The following is a 21,709-nucleotide window of genomic DNA, read 5'->3' on the forward strand; positions in this document are numbered from 1 at the left end:
GGTAGAATATGTTTTTTAGAATAGAAAATTTCTTTTGTTTTTCATCTTTTAGTCGTCTAACGCTGGTTACTGTTTGGCTTCTCGGACTACTACCATGTGCTGCCAGTGTACGGTTGCCAGCAATCCTGGGGGACCAGATGGTTCTACAGCGGGATATCGATCTCAATATTTGGGGATGGGCAGCGAAAGGCGAAAAGATTACTCTTCGTTTTAGAGGTGCATACTATTATACAGAAGCAGGGAGGGATGGTAAGTGGTCTGTGCATATCCCGCCACAGCATTACGGTGGTCCTTATCTCATGGAGATCAATGACATTGTTATTCGGGATGTGTTAATTGGCGATGTCTGGCTCTGTTCGGGCCAGTCCAACATGGAGACACCGATTAAGCGGCTTGTCGAACGTTTTCCTGAAATAAATGAATCGAATAATCATATGATCCGTTATTTCAAGGTGCCGACACAAAATAGTATAGTGGATAGACAGGAAGATATACCTTCTGGTGAACGATGGCATTCGGGAATCGCCTCTGATGTTATGAATTGGACGGCATTGGCCTATTTTTATGCTATGGAGTCCTATCGGCATAATGGTATTCCTGTCGGAATGATCGTATCTAGTCTCGGCGGATCAGGAATAGAGCGCTGGATTGATCAGAAATATCTGAAAAAGTTTCCCGAATTGTTGCTAGATCAACATGCTGTCGATAGCCTTCGGTTGGCCGAAAGAGATCTGGGAGCGGATTATTGGACGGAAGAAGAATATAACGATTCGGATTGGCCAACGGTGCTGGTGCCTGAATACTGGGAAAAAGCGCAGCGAACTACTAAAGGGGTACGTTATTACCGTAAGAATTTCACTGTTCCGGAAGCTAAAGAAGGGCGGCATGCCAAGTTGTATTTGGGGACTTCGATCGATAGCGATTCGGTGTATGTCAATGGTCATTTTGTAGGTTCTACTGCCTACCGTTACCCGCCGCGGATTTACGATATTCCTGCAGGGATACTTCATGCAGGAAGAAATAATTTAACCGTGCGCCTGCGATCGGATGGAGGGGATGGCGGATTTACACCCGATAAATCCTATAAGATTAGATTGGACGATGTATGTATTGATCTTGCAGGCGAATGGCGTTGGCAAATTGCGATCGACCAGGAAGAAGTTGAAAAGTATAAAAGCCGCCTGCGGCATTTGGGGCAGGTTGGTTCAGGCCTGTATAACGGAATGATCTATCCATTGCGCGGCTATGGAATAAAAGGTGTTCTCTGGTATCAAGGGGAAGCAAATGCGGGTGATCCATCCTATTATCAAAGCTATCTTACTAGTTTGATCAGTAATTGGCGCGCGCAATTTGGTCAGCCTCAGCTTCCTTTTTTGATGGTGCAGCTGCCCAACTTTATGGCCAAAGATACGTTACCAACGGAGTCTAACTGGGCAAGGATCAGGGAGGCTCAATTTGAGGTTAGCAAAGAGGTTCCTTTAACAGCGCTTGCCGTGACTTATGATCTTGGTGAGTGGAACGATATACATCCGCTAAATAAGAAGGATATGGCAAAGCGATTATTTCTATGCGCGCGTAAGATGTTGTATGGCGAACAAGTAGTCGCTTCCGGCCCACGGTTTAAACATATGCGGACCGATGGAAATCAAGTTGTCGTTTCATTCAACGAAATTGGAAAGGGACTGGCTATCGGTCATGGTAAAAAATTGCAACATTTTGCGATTGCAGGTTCAGACCGAAAATTTGTATGGGCGAATGCAATTATACGTGGGAATGAGGTTGTATTGAGTCATCCAAAGATCAGCAATCCACAGGCAGTCCGCTATGCATGGAGCAATAATCCCGAAGATGCAAATCTAGTCAACAAGGAAGGAATGCTAGCTGGGCCATTTCGTACCGATAATTGGTAGCATGAGTAGTTCGAAGCAAAAAAATCAATTGAATAGTGTAAAATATAATTCAGCAATTTAAGTAATTAATATAATCAATTTATGAAGGGACTAAATATTGTTTTAAAAAAACGGACAATGATATTGTTATTATCCGTTACGGGAATTTTATCAACAACACGGGCGTTGGGGCAGCAGCAAAATATGGTGAAGGATCTCAGTAAGGGGTTTGTGCACCAGTCTATAGGTAATCCATACCTACCACTTTGGGAGCATCTCCCTGATGGTGAACCCCGTGTTTTTGAAGATCCTGACCAGCCAGGGAAATATCGCGCATATATCATTGGTTCCCATGATTTACGTTTTACGAGTTATTGTGGGCCTGACATTCGGATGTGGTCAGCGCCGATTGAAAACTTAACGAGCTGGCGAGACGAGGGTGCTATTTTTAGCTATCCGATTGATGGAAAATGGGATGTGATGTATGCCCCAGATCTTGTAGAGGTCAAACGTAAAGATGGAAAAAAAGAATACTACTTGTTTCCACACAGCAGAGGAGATAAACGTGAAGCAATGGTAGTCAAAGGCGATCGACCGAATGGCCCCTTTAAACCTATAAACCTCACGGAAGACGGTAAGCGTACTTTGCCCGGAAGTATCTTAGGGTTTGATCCGGCCGTTTACATTGAATATGTGACGGATCCCAAAGATCCTGATTATGAAATTGGATTCCGGGCATACGGTTTTTGGGGTTTTCAACGCTCGATGGCGGCACAGTTAGATCAGAAAACGATGTATTCGCTACGACCAGGTACCGAAATTATTAATTATCTATTGCCAGCAAGTGCACGATATGGTGAATTGCGTGATCCAAAAGGTACCGCCTATCCTAATATTTTTAAGGGCGAGGATTTAGGAACTTTTAATTTTTTTGAAGCTTCATCAATTCGTAAAGTCGGCAACAAATATGTTTCGGTATACAGTGGGTATTCAGGTCCTGAATATGGGGTAGGGAGCTCAAATTCAACCTTGCGGTACGCGGTGGCAGATTCGCCATTGGGGCCTTGGAAGAGTGGTGGTGTTTTGGTCGATTCGCGTGCTCCAGTATTAAATAAAGACGGATCGGCTATCGAAACCAGCAATGCGGGGCATAATACCCATGGCAGTATCGAATTGATCAATGGACAATGGTACGTATTTTACCATAGACCGCCACGCGGATTTGGCTTTGCACGTCAAGCGGTAGTAGAACCTATCAGAGTTTCGTGGGATGAAAAAAGCGTAAAAGATGGTGGGATGGTTGCTATCCGAGCTTTTGACCCATTTCAAGAAAATTTAACCATCAAAGATAAGCAGGGAAAAGAATATAAAGGTGCAGAGGTGACATCGGAAGGATTCCATTTCTATGGATTAGACCCCTATCGGTATTACTCGGCTGGATATGCCTGTTATCTTTCAGATATCAGTTTACAACAGGATTCATGGGACGTATGGGATAACCATATGCCTGTGACAAATATGAAAAATGGAACTATCGCAGGTTTTAAATATTTTGGATTTGGTGGCCTGAAACAGGATAAATTTGGATTAAAGGCGTTTGAGGGAACAAAAAAAGGAAATCGTACGACCTTCAATCTGTTTATTACACCAAAAACACAAGCTTCATTTAAGGTCAATGTGTGGCTGGATAGCCCTTGGGATAATGAAACCTGGAAAGGAAAGCGTATTGCTCAAATAACAGTTCCCGCAAATACGGCGACAACAGTAAAGCAATTTACGGTCGATGTTTCTAATTATGTCGATCACTTGGATGGCAAACATGCTTTGTTTCTGGTCGCTGAGGGTGAAGAGGGCAAGCCGCTTTTTGATTTTATAGGATTGGGATTTAGTTCGAAAGACAAAAAAATTGAACGTCCGGTACCGCCTTCGGTTACGATTACAGTGAATGGCAAAAAACTAATGTTGCCTTCGATTCCTGTGCGATCTACCGATGAGAACGGCATCGTTGGTTACAACCATTATGAAGTTACTTTTCCAATGGAAACCAACGACAAGAAGATACCTGTGGTGAAGGCTATGGCAAATAACCCTGAAGTTGAGATCAAAATTAAACAAGGAAGCTCGTTTACCGATTACGCACAGATTGATTGTGTTTACAAAGGGCAAACCAAAAGCTATCTTGTAAAGTATGTAAAGAATTGAATCGTTAGCCGGTAAGCGGTTTTACAAACATGTAGAAAAAGGCTGTCCAATGAAAATGGACAGCCTTTTTTAAACATTTTTATTGGAATATAAAACATTTGTATTGGTTCCCGGTAGAAAGCTACTTGTAGTTTTACCCTTGTAATTCAACTAATCGAATAACCAATTATATGGATCAAAGTATAACAGAGGTAAAGCCTATTAAAGGTTTTTACAAACTTTCAATGAAACAACGGGTGGGGTTTGGCGCTGGTGATCTTGCACAGAATCTTATTTACCAGACTGTTTCGATGTACCTCCTGATTTTTTATACCAATGTTTATGGAATTTCTGCTGCTTCGGCAGGAGTCATGTTTCTCATTGTCCGAATCGTGGATGTGTTGTGGGATCCCATTGTAGGCGCATTTGTCGATAAGAGAAATCCACGGATGGGAAAATACAGATCTTATTTGGTGTTGGGAGGAATTCCATTGACGGGGTTTGCAATTCTGTGTTTTTGGAATGGCTTTTCGGGTTCTTTGGCCTACGCGTATATTACCTATGTTGGCCTATCAATGCTTTATACTTTAGTAAATGTTCCCTATGGTGCTTTAAATGCTTCTTTGACGAGAGATACGGACGAGGTGACAAAACTAACATCGACGCGCATGTTTATGGCGAACGTGGGCGGGCTGGCTGTTGGGTATGGCGTACCGCTGGTCGTACAGTATCTCGCTCCGGATGGAAAGATAAACTCAAAAGCTTCGGCCGAAGCCTGGTTTACAACGATGCTGATCTATGCTTTAGTCGGATTGGCCCTTCTGATTTTTTGTTTCTCACAAACAAAAGAACGGGTTATTATGGATGAAAAGGATACTGATAATGTACACGTATCTGATCTATGGCGAGAATTTAAGCACAATCGGCCTTTGCGTATTTTGGCCTTTTTTTTCATTACAGCATTTGCGATGATGGCCATCGGTAATTCGGCAGGATCCTACTACATGATCTATAATGTACATGCTCCGGATATGCTGCCTTATTTTATGGCTCTGGGCTCCCTGCCTGCTTTTATTTTTATGCCATTGGTGCCGGCTATCAAACGTACAATAGGAAAGAAGCAAATGTTCTATGTTTTTCTGACTGTCGCTATCCTTGGAATGCTCATGTTGTACATAATTTCATCCGCCGAGACACTCAAGAGTAGTATTGGACTGGTATTGGCTGCTCAGTTTATCAAATCAACTGGTGTAATCGTTGCTACGGGGTATATGTGGGCACTTGTACCTGAAGTCATATCCTATGGCGAATATAAAACCGGTAAGCGTATTTCGGGCATTGTCAATGCACTGACAGGTATTTTTTATAAGGCTGGAATGGCATTGGGAGGAGTCGTCCCTGGATTGGTACTGACTTATGTTGAATTTGATAAAGATAATGCCGTAAGCCAATCTGCATTGGCTGAAAAGGGAATTCTATGGTTGGTGGCTGTTATTCCTGCAGTACTTTTGGTGCTCGCGATGTATGTTATCTCCAAATACGAACTGGATGATATAACGATCGACAAAATCAACCAAGATATAGAATCAAGACATACTTATTAATCAAAAATAAACCATGAAGATGTTAAAAACTATTTTTGTGGCGGTAGCAGCCTTACTATTTGGTCCTGCTGCTTCAGCCACTTTGCAGAACCTGAAGGGGGCTCCTGATTCATTGACCTTGAAAGATGCATTTGAGGATAAATTTTTTATAGGAACAGCATTAAACCTTGATCAGATATGGGAGCGCGATCAGGCAGCGGTCGCGGTGGTCAAAACGCAGTTCAACTCCATAGTTGCCGAGAATTGTATGAAAAGTATGTTTTTGCAACCAAGGGAAGGTGAGTTCGATTTTAAGGATGCGGACCGCTTTGTCGCATTTGGAGAAAAAAATAAAATGCAAATTATCGGTCATACGCTGATTTGGCATTCGCAGACACCAGCTTGGTTTTTTGTCGATAAAAATGGGAAAGAGGTCACCCGAGAGGTACTTATCGAACGCATGCGGAAGCATATACAAACCGTTGTTTCCCGTTATAAAGGAAGGGTATTTGGTTGGGATGTGGTGAATGAGGCCATATTGGATAATGGAGAATGGCGTAAAAGCAAATTCTACCAGATCATCGGGCCGCAATTTATTGAATTGGCCTTCAAATTTGCGCATGAGGCAGATCCAAATGCAGAATTATATTATAACGATTATTCAACTGCTATCCCCGAAAAAAGAAAGGGTATTATGCGCATGGTGCAACAGGTAAAGGCTGCCGGTGGGCAGGTCACTGGAATTGGTATGCAGGAACATAATGCATTGGACAATCCATCGGTCGATGAAGTCGAAAAAACCATACTCGGATTTGCGGGGCTTGGTGCGAAGGTAATGGTGACGGAAATGGATATTTCGGTCCTACCGCATGTACGTCCCAATATGGGAGCGGAAATAGGGGAGCGTCATGCCTACAGTAAAGCGATGAATCCGTACGAAAAAGGACTTCCTGCAGCGAAAATGAATGAGTTGGGAGCGAGATATGTAGCGTTTTTTAATTTATATCTCAAACATCGGGATAAAATATCACGTGTGACATTGTGGGGTGTTGGCGATGGAGACTCATGGAAGAATGGCTGGCCTATTCCGGGACGTACAGACTATCCGTTGTTATTTGACCGGAATTATCAGCCCAAACCTTTTGTAAAGGATATTATTGCGTTGACTCAAAAAAAAAAAAGAAATAAGAAAAATGAACAAAAGTAAGTATTTATATCCGGGAGATTACATGGCTGATCCTTCAGCACATGTTTTTGAAAACAAAATTTATATTTATCCCTCTCACGATAGGGAAAGCGGCATCCCCGAAAATGATAACGGCGACCATTTTGATATGCAGGATTACCATGTATTTTCCCTAGAAGATATCAATGCGGCGGTTGTTGATCATGGAAAGGTATTGGATGTAAAAAACATTCCCTGGGCCGGTCGTCAGCTTTGGGATTCCGATGTAGCCGAGAAAGATGGGAAGTACTATATGTATTTCTCCATGAAAGACAAAAACGATATTTTTAGACTGGGTGTCGCTATGGCAGACCAACCCTATGGACCATTTGTGCCGCAGGATAATCCAATTAAGGGAAGCTACAGTATTGATCCATGTGCTTATAAAGATACAGATGGTTCCTATTATTTATATTTTGGTGGTATATGGGGTGGACAGCTCCAATTTTATCGGAATAATAAGATTGTTTCGCCCAATGAATTGCCAAAATCTGATGAAACTGCATTGTCGCCTAAGGTTGTCAAGATGTCTGCTGATATGCTGGAGTTTTCGGAACAGCCGCGGGATCTAGTTATTTTAGATAAAGAGGGCAAACCATTAAAGCATGGGGATACGGAAAAGCGATTTTTTGAAGCTTCCTGGATGCATAAATATCAAGGTAAGTATTATTTTTCCTATTCTACAGGCGACAGCCATTTGATTTGTTATGCCATCGGAGACAATCCTTATGGACCATTTACTTATCAAGGGGTGATCTTATCGCCTGTTGTTGGTTGGACCACACACCACAGCATCGTGGAATTCAAGGGCAAGTGGTACCTATTTTATCACGACTCGGTTCCATCTGGAGGAAAGACCTGGCTCAGAAGCATGAAAGTTATTGAGTTGACGTATGATGAGAATGGTCATATTAAGCCAATAGATGGATTGTCTTCTTAAAAGATGTATTTGTTTTTTTACGGATGAGGTATACTATGTATTTCCATTTCTTATTGTTGGCGTTGCTTTTTATTTTCCCCGCTACTTTACGGTCGGAGGATGGCAGCCAATTGTGGCTGCGGTTTTCAAAACAGGTAAAACCTGTAGGCACCATCCAGGTTATCAAAGGAAAATCAACCGATGTAACCTTGGCATTGGCAAAACAGGAACTGGAATGTTACTGGAAGGGAGGGGATGTCATCTTAAAATTAGATCCTAGCCGAAAGGATTTAAAAGATGGCTATCAGATAAGCCAACACGAAAATCAGGTTTATATGATTGCAGGCCAATCTGTGGGTATATTATATGCTGTTTATCATTTATTACGTCTTCAGGAAACGGGAGCAGGGATACCCCGCTCGGGATTGGTTGAAATACCTGCCTATGATATCAGGGTTTTAAACCACTGGGATAATCTCGACGGGACAATAGAACGCGGCTATGCCGGGCATTCATTATGGAACTGGGAGGAGTTGCCGAATAAACTTTCACCCCGATATGAACAATATGGACGAGCCAATGCTTCAATAGGAATTAATGCGACGGTATTGAATAACGTGAATGCTTCGTCGGATCTCTTGAAGACGGATTATCTGAAAAAGGTTAAAGCATTGGCGGATGTCTTTCGTAAATATGGCATTAAAGTATATGTCTCAATCAATTTTTCCTCACCTCAAAACATAGGCGGTTTAACCAATTCAGATCCCTTAAATCAGGAAGTTAAGCGCTGGTGGAAATCCAAAGTCAAAGAAATTTATGCATTAATTCCGGATTTCGGTGGATTTTTGGTTAAAGCAAATTCTGAAGGACAACCAGGACCGCAAGATTACGGAAGAACCCATGCGGATGGGGCAAATATGCTTGCCGATGCGCTAAGTCCTTATGGTGGTATAGTGTTTTGGCGGGCTTTTGTCTATCATCCGACTAAAGATGACCGTGCCAAACAGGCTTATCAAGAGTTTGTTCCCCTTGATGGCGAGTTCCGGGACAATGTTATTCTTCAAGTAAAAAATGGGCCTATAGATTTTCAGCCCCGAGAGCCATTCAATCCTTTGTTGGGTGCGATGCCAAATACAGCAAAGATGCTCGAATTTCAATTGACACAGGAATATCTAGGCTTTTCTAATCATTTGGTCTATTTGGCTCCTTTGTTTAAGGAAGTATTGGATAGTGATACCTATGCCAATGGGAAAGGGCAAACGGTGTCAAAATTGACCGACAGTAGGGGGCATTTGGGACGTAAAACTGCAATCGCTGCTGTCGCCAATATTGGTTTGGATACCAATTGGACGGGGCATCATTTTGCCCAAGCCAACTGGTATGCCTTTGGTCGTTTGGCTTGGAACAATAACCTGTCGTCGGTTCAGATAGCGGATGAGTGGATAAGAATGACTTTTACGGGAGTCCAGGAGTTTGTAGAACCTATAAAGAAGCTGATGCTTGAATCACGGGAGGCAGCAGTCGATTATATGATGCCTTTAGGCCTGCATCACCTTTTTGCTTTTGAGCATCATTACGGCCCAGAACCTTGGGGAGATATTCCGGGGGGACGTCCAGACTGGATGCCATGGTATTACCATAATGCGGATAGCGTGGGATTGGGCTTTGACCGAACGGTTAATGGAAGTCGTGCTGTAACACAATATAATCCACCATTGGACAAGATTTATGGGAATATATCCACCTGTCCGGAAAATCTTTTATTGTGGTTTTATCATGTTTCCTGGAATTATCGAATGAATAGCGGCAATACGCTTTGGACCGAATTATGTTTCCGTTATGACCACGGTGTCCAAAAAGTGAGGGAGTTTCAAAAAGTTTGGGATCGTATGGAAAAATATATTGATCGACCACGTTTTTTGGCTGTTCAAGCTAAACTGAGAATCCAAGCTAGAGATGCAGTTTGGTGGAAAGATGCTTGTCTACAGTACTTTCAGTGTTTTTCGCGTCAGCCGATTCCTTACGAGTTGGAGCGACCAATACATAATTTGGAGGAGTTAAAGAAAATTAAGCTGCCGATGGGGCATCATAATTAGCAACGAAAGCAATGTCTTCAAGATCTTATTCATAATGGGTTGCTTTATCTGCTTATTCGACGTTTATAAATCGTAGGTGTTTCGCCCGTTATTTTTTTAAAGAGTCTGTTGAAATAAGATATATTTTCAAAGCCCAATTTAAAGCACAGCTGTTGGATATTGTCTTCATCGATTAACATCATCAACTGTGCTTTTTCTATTTTTTTTTGATTGATGTAATGTACCGGTGTGGCATTCATGTGTTTTTTGAAAAGTCGGATCAGATGATCTTTGGAGATAAAAATCAGATTGGCAAGTTGTTCGATTGAAATCGTATGATTGATATTTTCGTCTATGTAATCGAGTACACGCAGAAGTCGTTTTTCTACTTGTGGTATTTTGTTGGTCGCTTCTGCTAGAAATCGGCTCATCAACAAATGAATGATCGCTTGGTTTTCGGAGGCTCTGGCGAAAGGCGAAGCCGTTTGAAGTGCCATGTTTTTCATTAATTCTGATGAATTATCGTAGCCCTTTGGATCGTAAATTTTTAACTCACGACCTGGATTCGAGGCATAGAGATGCTGGATGACAGTCTCCAATAGCTGATCAGATTTGATCTCCTTTGGAAAAGTGTAACGATCAAAAATACTTGACCTTCTTTCGGGATTTTCATAGATATGGATGTAATAGAGCGAGAGTTTAGCTGAACAGGCATAGCTATGATGGATATAGGCTGGTGTAAGATAGAGATGGCCAGGTCGAAGTTTAATGATTTCATCCTTTAAAATAATAGATGCCTCACCTTCACATACATAATGTATTCTTGCAAAGGGACTCTTAATATTTTGAAAGTTCCAATCTGCCAGATGTTCCGCATAGCCAATATTCAATAGTGTAAAATCGAGTTTATTCTTTTCGTTATTTATCATTATGCGAAGCGGAAAAATAGTTACATACTATATTAATCTCAGATACAATAATACTCGTTTTCTCAAAAAAAAATAGCACTTTTTACCTACAGTTGTCGATAATGTGTTTTTTTTGCGCAAGCAACGCATTTCTAAGAGATCGTTGTATGTTTTTTGTGGAATTATTCCGAGAGTTTTGTTTTTTTTGAAGGCTATGGTTTCATAACAGCTTTACGAGTAGCTGAACTTATCTGATAAATATCTTTTTAGCATAAAGCAATTTATCTGATCGTTGATAACCTTCCCTTATTTGAGATTTTTGAAAGAGAGGTTTTGTGATATATAATGGGGATGGATCGATATCGTGTTAGTTTTTATCGCTAATGTAGTTCCTTTCTCCATTCTATATAATTATTTTTGACTATACGATACTAGTAAAGATTCCAAAACAGGAAATCTCATCGATTCCGATATGAGCTTTGATCCAATTCATAATCAACGCAATTGTTATTTAAATCTTGATGCCATTTATAAATGAAAGCAATAAAAATAGTGAAAGAAGGACGTGTGGAAATCATGGATATTCCGCAGCCGACTGTTAAAGATGGGCATGTCCTCGTAAAGGTAGATTATGTTGGGTTCTGCGGTTCAGATCTGAATACCTTTCGGGGGTTGAATCCATTGGTCAATTTGCCGGTCATACCAGGGCATGAAATTGGGGCAACGGTCGTGGAATTGGGGAGTAATGTAACAACTGATCTTAAGGTTGGTACAAACGTTACAGTAAACCCGTATTCCAACTGTGGTGTTTGTACCGCATGTAAAAATAATAGGCCCAACGCTTGCCGTTACAACGAGACCATGGGGGTGCAGCGCGATGGCGCCATGACCGAATATCTTGTCTTACCTGTTGAAAAGATCATCGCTGGGGGACAACTTTCATCCAAAGAATTGGCTCTAGTGGAACCTATGAGTGTGGGCTTCCACGCCGTTGACCGAGCATCGGTAACAGACAGCGATATTGTATTGGTATTTGGATGTGGTATGATTGGGGTGGGGGCGATCATTCGGGCGGTATTACGGGGGGCTACAATCATTGCTGTGGATGTGAGTACTGAAAAGCTCGAACTAGCGAAAAAATTAGGTGCAAAGTATACGATTAATAGCGCTACGGAAGATCTGCATGCGAGGTTGGATGTGTTGACTCAGTCCATGGGAGCTGATGTTGTTATCGAAGCCGTTGGCCGAAAGGAAACATACCTGGCGGCCATTGCTGCCGCTGCATATACAGGCAGAGTGCTGTATATCGGGTATGCAAAGGAAGCGATTCCTTTTGATACACAATTTTTTGTCAAAAAAGAGCTTGATATCAGAGGGTCGCGCAATGCTACGGCAAGGGATTTTGCTGCTGTAATGAATTACTTGAAAATGAAAACCTGCCCGATCGAAGAACTGATAACGGGTGTTTTTCGGGTGGAAGATGCGCAATTGGCCTTGGAATCATGGTTAAATGAACCCGGACGTGTTTTTAGGCTACTGATAGCGTTTTGACCGAAACGGCTATGGCTTTGTGAAAGATCGAATTGAGGGGGAGATAACTATAAAATATCTTGCTGTTAAATGAAGGATAATGAAACAATATTAAAGCAATATATGTACATTTAGGTGTTCATAGTACAATTTAAATACCTAAAGGAAAAAAATAAACTTCAATGGCAATGAGTAGGAAATTTTTAGCGTGTTTCTTCATCATACTGTTTTCAAAGGTGCTATTTGGTAATCCGCAAGATTCTCTTCAACAGGGATTTGTCGCCAAGACGGAACGATTTTTTAAAGAATCGGCTAAAAGGAGTGTCCGGGATTTGGAAATGGACCGTGCAGCCATCCGCCAAAATCGGGTATTGGAGGATATTAAGTTATTGGCGAGCCAATCGCGTTCCTTTCTGCGCAAAGGTTTCGATTCGTTGAACGTGGACCAGGGGCTGAAGGAGCTGATCGTCTTACATGATATTGCAAAAGATGGTGTCTTTGAAAACAAGGGTTCTGCCCAATCATCGCGCAACCTTACAGTGACCTTCAACATCTTGAACGCACTTTCCATAGAGGTAAGGAGTTTAAAACGCGATATGGACCGTTATCAGGATAGGATCACAAATTATCAATTGGATCTCGACTCGTTGAGCAATGACCCCGCACTTTTTGTCATCTCCAAGGATTCTGCTAATCTTGCCCGGTATATGGGGAGGATTCGGGTGATCGCAAGGGAGATTTCACCCATTACGCTGAAATTGGCAGAGCGGATCAACAGTGTCCACGAACTGCAGAATAAAATTAATATCGAGCTGGCACGGCTGGAATCGGATATGGAGGAGGTGCTCTATTACCAGAACCGGCTCTCTAACCGAACGATAGCTCGCAACTTTGTCAATATTTGGTTCCCAAGTAAGTTTGAACGACCGATGAATGAAATCCTCTTCTTCTCATTCGTGAAAGCAAAATGGCTCTATTTTTATTATTTGAGAGCGCATCTGGGAAAACTGCTTTTCTTTTTTTTGGCAACCCTGGTCGTAGTTTCCTATGTCTATGTATTGCGCAGGAGGATCAACGATAAAAATATGGTTCAGTCAAGTCTGTTGTTGCGCCGACCGCTTCTGAGCGGGTTAATCATCGGATTGTGCGTCATGCAATTTATATTTCCCGCGCCACCTTTTGTGTTTACGATCACCATATTGACTGTTGCCTCGGTCTTTTTATCCCTCGTTTTTAGACCGGCAATAACAGGGTATTGGATGGCGATATGGCTTTCCATTCTGACCCTATTTATTTTAGCCGGATTAGATAACCTCGTGCTTCAACCTTCGCGATCGGAACGTTGGTTGATTCTTGTCATTGCTAGCCTTTCCTGCCTGGTCGGTCTGCTGGCGCTCTTGAATAAGGAACGTCGCGACGAGATCAAAGAACGCTGGATACTTTTTCCAATTGCATTTATGGTTTTCCTGGAATTTGCGTCCATTATAATGAACCTTTTTGGGCGTTTTAACCTTAGTAAAGTGCTTTTGGTGGCGGGATTGACAAATGCCGTGGTTTTTATTTTGTTTTTGTGGGTGATTCGATTGGTCAATGAGGGATTGCAATTGGCTTCTTCGGTCTATCAGAAGCAGGAAAGAAGATTATTTTATATCAATTATAATAGGGTGGGCAAAAGAGCCCCGGTTTTTTTCTATGCGGTATTGATTGTTGGATGGTTTGTGCTCTTTGGCCGAAATTTCTACGAATTCAGGTTCCTTGCAGATCCCTTGAGAGACTTTTTGGAAACCGAACACCGTTTGGGTAACTATCAGTTTTCCGTCAATAACCTCGCGGTGTTTCTATTAATTATGGTCTGTGCAACGGTGCTTTCGAAGATCGTTTCCTATTTTGCTGCGGACTCCCAATGGGAGAAAAAGGAAGGGGCAGCTCAGCATAAATTTAGACTGGGAAGTTGGATTTTGCTCGTTCGGATCACGATTATCGTGATTGGATTTTTTCTGGCCTTTTCTGCGCTGGGGATTCCGGTTCAGCAGATCGGAATTATCGTAGGGGCGTTGGGTGTAGGAATAGGTTTCGGCTTGCAGACGCTTGTCAACAATCTTGTGAGTGGTTTGATCATTGCCTTTGAAAAGCCTGTGAATGTTGATGATCTAATTGAGATCGGTGGGCGATCGGGAAAAGTGAAATCTATCGGATTTCGCAGCAGTGTAATTGCGACAGCAGAGGGGGCCGATCTGATTATGCCGAATGGGGATCTGCTCAATGCACATGTGATGAACTGGAGCCAGGGTGGTGCAAAAAAACGTCTCAGTATTCGACTTGAGGTAAAATATGGGGTAGACCTTGAATGGGTAACTCAGCTGCTCAAAAAAATAATGGACGAGGACGAGCAGATTCTTTCTTCAGGTGGCACTGCTGTGCAATTTGTGCAGGTGAGCTCGCAGGCAGTGGTGGTCGAACTCTATTTTTGGGTCAGAATATCCAAAGATAGTGGCGGTGTCAAGAGCGGATTATTAACCAAAATTTATGCAGCTTTTGCTGATGAAGGTATCGATATGGCTTTGCCGATTCAACAGATAGTCCTCGATCAGACCGATAGCGAACAAAAGTAGAACCCAATCATTAGGGTTGCTCTGCTTGAAGATGTCGAAAGAAAGAAGTACAAAGAAGCCGCCTTTCCGTTATGGAAAGCGGCTTCTTTTTTTAGATCAGGGGATTTTTACCAGGCTATTCACTGATTGTTGCATCAGTACATCAGTTTACGGGAGTCGACTTTGGAAGTAATGGGATAGACGTCTTTGTAAACATCAATTCCGGTTTGGTCGAGTGGAATGCCTGCTATAACGGTTTCCGTTCCCTGAATCGTAATATCTTTCTTACCAATCGATACCGTTGCCCAAATGGGATCCTGATAAACCAATGTGCGTTTTAAGATGCCATGATCTTTATAGAACGCTGCATCAAAAGCTTTGCTCTCAAAGGTTTCGCCTGCCCAATAGTACGAAGAGCTATTGATCTGTACGTAGTGGATGCCGTTTATCTCATTGTGATAATTGAGGTGATGGTGTCCTGTCAAAACGAGAATGACTTTGTTGAAACCCGCTTCCTTGTTGATCTGTTCAAGTAAATAGCGTACCTGCATGCCATTATCTAAGCCGCCCATGGTATTATCGAGCCCTTGATGGCAAAAAATAATCGTTCTGAGTTTTGTCTGTTGGAGATCCTGTTTTAACCAATTAAGCTGTTCTTTTCCAATGGTACGTGGATAGCCTTCAATCTTATTTTCGGGATCTTTTTCATTGCCGTCCAGCACCACAAAGTGGAAACCTTTATCGTCAAAAGAATAATAGGGGGATGTTGCATCCCAGAAAGCCAAAGCCTGCTGTTTGGTAAATCCGCCGTCGGTATCGTGGTTGCCCAGTACGTAGTGTTTTTTACCCTTAAACTGTGCCCATATAGCCATCAGTTTTTTGTTGGCGGATTTTGGGACACAGAAATCGCCTAAGGAAATAATGAAGTCGGGTTGTTCATGGTTCATTGCATCGATAAAAAGTTGAGCACGACGTTCACCATCATGCATAAGGTCATAATGCAGGTCGGCAATAATACCGAATTTTAGGTTTTGCTGTCTCGCTCCCAAGTTCTCAGATGCTGCAGAGTCTAGGTCTGTACGTGTTTTTGCAAAGCTGAATGCGGCGGGAACTAAAAGTCCCGAAATACCCAGGCTGCCAATTTTTAGGAATTTTTTTCGGTTTATCATGGTTTTTTAATTGATATTGATTTTGGGCTTTGGACAAAACTAATGATTGTTGCACATATCGCACATATTAGCGCAACGAAAAGAAATATATTGGCAGTATTGCCCGTGTAATCGATCAGCTTACCAAACAAAGGTTCACCGACAGCAGCAAATACATACGCAAACATATTCATTACACCAATGCCTGTCCCGACGAGCCTGGCTCCCAATAGGTCTGGACTCAAGGTCCAGAAATTGGCTTGTGGACCGTATACAAAGAAACCTGAGGTAAACATGAGCATACCCATCAGAAGGTGGTTGTGAATAGGTAACCAATAAATGAGAAGAGCAATAATGCAGCTGATCATCATACCTGCGGCAATAGATTTACCTCTATCTTTGTTAAAGACGAGGTCTGAAATGTACCCAAAAGATAGGGCTCCGAGAGCCATTCCAATTGGGATGAGCAGTGTAAGCCACATGTTGCCTGAGGATTCTTTATAGTTGTTCCCTAAAAAGTGGATCGGCACCCAAAAGATTAAACCGTAGCGTGCCATACTTTGAAATCCAATGGCCAGCGAAGCGATCATAAAGTTGCGATGCCGAAATACGTGTAGATAGGACTGCTTCCAGTTGTCTTGTTTTTCCGATGCTGAAACCTTTTCCTGTGCGTCTTCCTGCTTCGCTATTCCTTCTTTTTCTTCAGCAGAAGTATATCCTTTTCGTTTGGGATCGCTATATGCTACAAATAGAAAGACCACTAATGACCCGGCAAGAAATAAGATGGGATAGCGAAATAGTGTACGCCAGCTTTGTTCCTGTTGGACGAGTAACAAGGCCATCAAAAAGGTCAAAACAGAAGAGCTTCCGGCAGCCATGGTATAAAAGCCAAAGGCCTTGCCACGTTCGGAACTGTTCCACCAGTTGGAAATAAGCTTACCTCCAGAGCCCCAGGCCATGGACTGGAAATAGCCGTTTAATGTCCAAAGGACCAAAATAGCAATATAGGAGCTGGCAAAACTGATGACGAGATTACAGAGAATAGATAGCCCCCCGCCAGCGACAATCATAATCTTGGGACTCCATCGATCTGCGAGATTTCCATTGATGAGCTGGCCTATCGCATAGCCCATTAACATTGCAAAACTGATCCAGCCTACTTGCTGAAAACTGATGTCTAGCTCTTTGGCAATACCCCTTGCTGCCCATCCAAAATTGTGTCGCCCTGTGTAAAAGAATAAGTAGCAAAACATGGTTACAAACAACATTTTCCACTGGTCTTTTCTAAATTTTCTTTCCATTAAAGCTGCTCCGTTGAGGGGTTGATGAATAAACCTGCTCGTATTGGTTTGTGCGTTAATGCATAGCTTATCGCTTCATTGACTTCGGCCAGTGGAAAGTCGCGTTCGATCAATGATTCGAAGGGATACTTTTGCCAGTTTTCGATGATAAAATCTACAGCCGCGGAGAAATCGGTATAGTTGTAATTGTGCAGCCCCTTAATCGTGAGCATCTTTCGAATCACTTTTTCGGCGTCTATCCCAGTAGCGCGCTGCTTAAACACAGCACCTACGAAAACAGCATTTCCATGGAGCGCCAAAGTTTCGATGCCGAGTTCCATAGCCTCTGGCGAGCCGCTCATGTCGATAAATCGATCTATTACTGTAGCTTGTAATGCTGTGCTGGATGTGGTTTCACGCAGATCTATTGTAGCAGTCGCACCAAATTTCTTGGCAAGTTCTAAACGTGCAGGATTAATGTCAGAAGCTATGATACTTTTGGCACCCATTTCCTTGCACATGGCAATGCTAACCAGACCCAATAATCCAATGCCTGCGACATGAATGTTTTTTTTCGTAATGGTTCCTGCCAGGCGAAGGGCTCCGGCCGAAGTGGCAACAGCACAGTTGATGGTGGCGGCTACTGCGGGGGAGATATCTTTTGGAAGTACTCGTATGCAGGTATGCGGCCGTAAGATGATATGTGTGGCCAATCCACCATGAAGGTCATCCGCTTCGGTTATCTGACGGTGACCATACTTGTAGATCTTATCGTTTTTCTGCGGAATATCCGGCTGATAGTTGACACTATTCGGATCGCTGGAAAAAACAGTCCAGGTAATCAGGTCGCCAATATGTAGCTGATTGCCTCGTGTATCAAGTCCGCTATGATCAGGAGAAATCGCGGCGATAACGCCTACAATCTCATGACCTAAAATTGTAGGACGTGGTTCGTTGCGCAGCCCACAATAGGTATGAAGATCACTGCCACAGAGTGTGGTATAACGTATGTTGACCAAAATTTCACCATCCTGCAAAGGTGGAATAGGTTTAATCACTTTGGAGAGCGCTGTATTGGCGCGATCAAATACGTAATATGTTGCTAGGTTTTTCATTTTATATAAAAATACATAAGTTTTGTAATACTAAACAAAGTTTATTTATACTGTATTTTTAAATGATTAAGTTTTTGTGAATTATGTATCATTTTTTTTCAAGACAAAAAATGGACAAAGTGAAAACGTTGTGACGGATATCTTGTTATCTTGTCAAAAAAAGTGTAATCAGATTATTCTATGGAACTTGTAAAAAAGAGCCTCCTGTTTTTGGGGCTGATAGCAGTCTCTTCCTGCGGTGATAAAGTTGAGAAGAGCGTGGTGGATTGTTTCGGTCAATCTATTCTAATTGATGTCGAGCACAAGGCTTCAGACTCAAATGCATCAAAGATTGATTTTAACATTACGTATGCAGGCAAGGAGACAGTGGACAATGCGGTTCGATGGGACTTTGGTGATGGCACGGTGCAAGATTTTACAGGACGAGATGCGAGTCATACCTACACAAAAGCGGGGACGTATACAGCCATTGCTAAGGTAGGATTGAACAATGGATATTGCTCTTTCGATATTAAAGAAACTGTAACGATAAAATAGCGTTTTTAAGTTAGATTTAACCCTATAATTATACCCTTATCATGAAAAAGAAATATTTTTTTACGATGACCTTGCTGAGTATGTTTTTTTCGGTAATGGCCCAGGAGAACAAAAAGGTAAATACGGGCTGCGGTATGGCATCTACCTATGCCGAGATGGCCTTTATGAGCTTTAAAAAAGCCTATCAGGCTGGATCACTGGATGAGGCCAAAGTTTTGCTTAAGGACGCCGTAGGCAAAGCGAAAGAAGCTTCTGCCTACAGTATAATTCCAAATTGCAATTGTGCGAATGCCAAAAATTATTCACTTAATGCGGTAATCTTTGGAAATAAGGCGTTAAAAGCAGCTGATTTGGACAATCTGAAAAAGTGGGCCAAGAAAGCGATGGATATGTCACTGGATGTGATGGCAGCCATACCCAATTGCAAATAATTTTGAGCATATTCAGTAGACTTTAGGCAGGCTTTGGAAATTTAGGAAGTCTTTGCTGAAAGTGCAGCATCGCCGAAATGGATTTAAAAATAGATAGGTTTATTTGGCGAATAAACAAAAATAAGATACTTAAAACTATTTTACTGAGCTATTGTTCATTAAACCAAAGGTATATAAGGTATACGTCTATTAGAGGATATTTTTTTGTAAAGGCTAGGTCAATATTGATCTAGCCTTTTTTTGAATGAGTTAAGAAAGAATCGAGGTAAGTGTAATTTTTTTTAAGGTAAATTTTTTAATTAGCATGTGATTGTTTAGCTTTGGTATTCCATTAGTCATTATTGTTAATTTATTACCTAAAAATTGTGCAAAGCCAAACTATTATTACCTTACTTATTGTTGGAATAGTCATCAGTAAAACGCTGATAGGCGTACTGATCTACTTTTTAATCCGAAAAAATCGGTTGTTAAAGGTCGAGCAGCTCAAATTGACGACCGCAAACAGTATCCTCAGTGAACAGGCAATTCGTATTCACCATTATAATGAGGAATTAAAAATTGCCGAGAGTTTCAAGACTAAAGTCCTATCGATTGCCTCACATGATCTCAGAGCACCATTTGCATCGGTCGAAATTTTGTTGGCGATTGATGATATTTCTTTAGTCGATAAGGAGGATCTTAAACTTATCTTTTTAAATCTAAAAGGACAGGTGGCCAGATCGCGTACGATGTTGGAAGAGGTTTTACTCTGGACAGAATCACAACTTCGAGATAAGCTTGAAAATACTGAGAACTGCAATATTTGTGCTCAAATTGACGCGGTATTAGGGATCTATACGCTAGAAATCCAACGTTTCAATATACAGATAATAAATTCAGTGAGCCAGGATTTTTGGGTGGATACCCATAAGGGAATCTTTGCTTTTGTACTTAGAAATGTGATCAGCAATGCCATTAAATATGGACGAGTCGGCGGTACCATTACACTGCAATTGATCGATGATCGGAGCGATCGATGGGAACTTATCGTCAGCAATGATGGCGAAGAACTTACTTCGGAAGTCCTCCATAATCTAAATTTTGTCAATAGCTGGGACCGTAAAAAATCTGAGAGCAAAAATGGTGCAGGATTGGGTATCTCCCTCTGTAAGGATTTGATCAAACGGATTGATGGAAAAATGCAGTTCGAGAATCAGCATGGTACAGGCGTTTCTGTTCGGATCTCGTTTCCGCGGAAGGCTTATCAGGCTGTCTCTTGATAACAATCAATTTACTGTAAAAGCCCGATCTATATCGGGCTTTTTTTTATGAAAATTTAAATGACAAACTTAGTTTATCATGAAAGATCGGTTGGCATGAAAGGTTAGTAAACCGATTGTTTTCCAGCATTTCCAGACGAAAAACAGATCAAAGGTGTTGAACAAATTTTACTTTTTGATAGCCCCTAGCATAAAAAGTCCTTCAGTTTCGAAAGGGAGTTCAAGAATACGATTTTGGGCATCCATATCGACTTCAATAGAACCAAATCCAACTGCTTCCAATAGTTCGACGTCTTTAGCAGGACGTTGATGCGCACTGATGTCCAATGCCGATTTGATGTCATTGATCTGATCGATAGCGCCCGATGGGCATTCATCGTGCCTTTCGGTACTAAAGACCGTTTTCCCAAAATCGGCATCCAGGTTGATCAGTTTTCCGCCCGGCTTAAGTACACGTTCCATCTCGCGGTAGCATGTTTCAAGATCGGGGATGGTCCACGTCATCAACCTAGTGAAGACGAAGTCAAAGGTGTTGGCTTCAAATTGTAGTACTTGCGCATCCATGACCCGATAGTCTACGCGAAGTTCTAGTTCTTGGCTGACGAGTTTTGCATATTCAATCATCTGCGGGGAGAGGTCAACGGCAGTAACTTCAAAACCGGCAAGGGTCATAATGTTGGCAAAATATCCGGTAGCAGTACCAACCTCAAGTACTTTATTGCCCGTAGTCTGGCTACGGATGGACTTGAAAAACGCAAGCCAGCGTTCGGTCTCCGGCCGGGACCAAGCTTCATGCCTTTCCTTGCGCCAGGAACTACTACGGTCATTCCAATATGCTGTTATTCTTTTAATCATCGTAATAATGTTAACGGGTACAAATTTATCCATTTTATCAGCAATAATTGCTGGAATTTATGTCATATCTCCGATCAGCTTATTTTGGATTTTTATTCTGCTTGCCTCAGCTGCGAACATAAATATCATCAAGCCAATGCACCAACGTAGTAATAAATAATAAGCAATACCTGTTGAATATTA

16 protein-coding genes are annotated in these 21,709 nt (G+C 42.0%); 11 read left to right on the top strand and 5 right to left on the bottom strand.

What is annotated here, in order from left to right:
• Positions 1-8 precede the first annotated feature (8 nt).
• The 6 genes from HS960_RS01705 to HS960_RS01730 all read left to right on the top strand — a co-directional run bounded on the left by HS960_RS01705 (position 9) and on the right by HS960_RS01730 (position 9,893).
• Complete coding sequence (locus HS960_RS01705) at positions 9-1,910, top strand: sialate O-acetylesterase (protein ID WP_200845568.1); 1,902 nt, start codon at positions 9-11, stop codon at positions 1,908-1,910.
• 117 nt (positions 1,911-2,027) lie between these two features.
• Complete coding sequence (locus HS960_RS01710; RefSeq protein WP_200845567.1) at positions 2,028-4,091, top strand: hypothetical protein; 2,064 nt, start codon at positions 2,028-2,030, stop codon at positions 4,089-4,091.
• A 170-nt stretch (positions 4,092-4,261) separates the two neighbouring features.
• Positions 4,262-5,674, top strand: a complete 1,413-nt coding sequence (locus tag HS960_RS01715; RefSeq protein WP_153846232.1) for an MFS transporter — start codon at positions 4,262-4,264, stop codon at positions 5,672-5,674.
• 19 nt (positions 5,675-5,693) lie between these two features.
• Complete coding sequence (locus HS960_RS01720; protein WP_159727878.1) at positions 5,694-6,860, top strand: endo-1,4-beta-xylanase; 1,167 nt, start codon at positions 5,694-5,696, stop codon at positions 6,858-6,860.
• Positions 6,847-7,818, top strand: a complete 972-nt coding sequence (locus HS960_RS01725; RefSeq protein ID WP_159727876.1) for a glycoside hydrolase family 43 protein — start codon at positions 6,847-6,849, stop codon at positions 7,816-7,818. Before HS960_RS01720 ends, HS960_RS01725 begins: the two co-directional genes overlap by 14 nt.
• A gap of 23 nt (positions 7,819-7,841) precedes the next feature.
• Positions 7,842-9,893: an alpha-glucuronidase gene (locus HS960_RS01730; RefSeq protein ID WP_202883735.1), complete on the top strand. Its 2,052-nt coding sequence runs from the start codon at positions 7,842-7,844 to the stop codon at positions 9,891-9,893.
• 44 nt (positions 9,894-9,937) lie between these two features.
• Here the strand turns inward: HS960_RS01730 and HS960_RS01735 are convergent, their stop codons facing one another.
• The gene (locus HS960_RS01735) at positions 9,938-10,801 is read right to left on the bottom strand and encodes a helix-turn-helix domain-containing protein (RefSeq protein WP_159727874.1); all 864 of its coding nucleotides are present in this window, start codon (positions 10,799-10,801) and stop codon (positions 9,938-9,940) included.
• Positions 10,802-11,314: 513 nt separating this feature from the next.
• Here HS960_RS01735 and HS960_RS01740 point away from each other — a divergent pair.
• Positions 11,315-12,331, top strand: coding sequence for a zinc-binding alcohol dehydrogenase family protein (locus HS960_RS01740; protein ID WP_153846229.1), 1,017 nt, complete (start codon positions 11,315-11,317; stop codon positions 12,329-12,331).
• A 167-nt stretch (positions 12,332-12,498) separates the two neighbouring features.
• A complete protein-coding gene (locus tag HS960_RS01745) occupies positions 12,499-14,922 on the top strand; it encodes a mechanosensitive ion channel family protein (RefSeq protein WP_182331112.1) in 2,424 nt (807 codons plus the stop codon).
• Positions 14,923-15,056: 134 nt separating this feature from the next.
• Here HS960_RS01745 and HS960_RS01750 read toward each other — a convergent pair whose 3' ends face one another.
• Genes HS960_RS01750 through HS960_RS01760 form a run of 3 tightly spaced genes read right to left on the bottom strand, consistent with a single transcriptional unit; the run spans position 15,057 to position 18,444 of the window.
• Complete coding sequence (locus tag HS960_RS01750; RefSeq protein ID WP_159727870.1) at positions 15,057-16,070, bottom strand: metallophosphoesterase family protein; 1,014 nt, start codon at positions 16,068-16,070, stop codon at positions 15,057-15,059.
• Entirely contained in the window at positions 16,067-17,350 is a 1,284-nt protein-coding gene (locus HS960_RS01755; protein WP_228280175.1) for an MFS transporter, read from the bottom strand. The genes HS960_RS01750 and HS960_RS01755 overlap by 4 nt, the downstream gene beginning before the upstream one ends.
• On the bottom strand, positions 17,350-18,444 hold the full coding sequence (locus tag HS960_RS01760) for a zinc-binding dehydrogenase (protein WP_153846226.1): 1,095 nt from the start codon (positions 18,442-18,444) through the stop codon (positions 17,350-17,352). The genes HS960_RS01755 and HS960_RS01760 overlap by 1 nt, the downstream gene beginning before the upstream one ends.
• A gap of 180 nt (positions 18,445-18,624) precedes the next feature.
• Here HS960_RS01760 and HS960_RS01765 point away from each other — a divergent pair, with 180 nt between their 5' ends.
• The 3 genes from HS960_RS01765 to HS960_RS01775 all read left to right on the top strand — a co-directional run bounded on the left by HS960_RS01765 (position 18,625) and on the right by HS960_RS01775 (position 20,671).
• Positions 18,625-18,981, top strand: a complete 357-nt coding sequence (locus HS960_RS01765) for a PKD domain-containing protein (RefSeq protein ID WP_153846225.1) — start codon at positions 18,625-18,627, stop codon at positions 18,979-18,981.
• A 41-nt stretch (positions 18,982-19,022) separates the two neighbouring features.
• Positions 19,023-19,412, top strand: coding sequence for a hypothetical protein (locus HS960_RS01770; RefSeq protein ID WP_227550190.1), 390 nt, complete (start codon positions 19,023-19,025; stop codon positions 19,410-19,412).
• 365 nt (positions 19,413-19,777) lie between these two features.
• Positions 19,778-20,671, top strand: a complete 894-nt coding sequence (locus HS960_RS01775; protein WP_153846224.1) for a sensor histidine kinase — start codon at positions 19,778-19,780, stop codon at positions 20,669-20,671.
• Positions 20,672-20,839: 168 nt separating this feature from the next.
• Here the strand turns inward: HS960_RS01775 and HS960_RS01780 are convergent, their stop codons facing one another.
• Positions 20,840-21,526 carry a class I SAM-dependent methyltransferase gene (locus HS960_RS01780; protein WP_159727862.1) on the bottom strand — a complete coding sequence of 229 codons (687 nt, stop codon included), beginning with the start codon at positions 21,524-21,526 and terminating at the stop codon, positions 20,840-20,842.
• Positions 21,527-21,709: the final 183 nt, after the last annotated feature.

Origin of the sequence: Sphingobacterium paramultivorum (genome assembly GCF_014109745.1) — a bacterium.
In the GTDB taxonomy this organism is placed as follows: Bacteria; Bacteroidota; Bacteroidia; order Sphingobacteriales; family Sphingobacteriaceae; genus Sphingobacterium; species Sphingobacterium paramultivorum.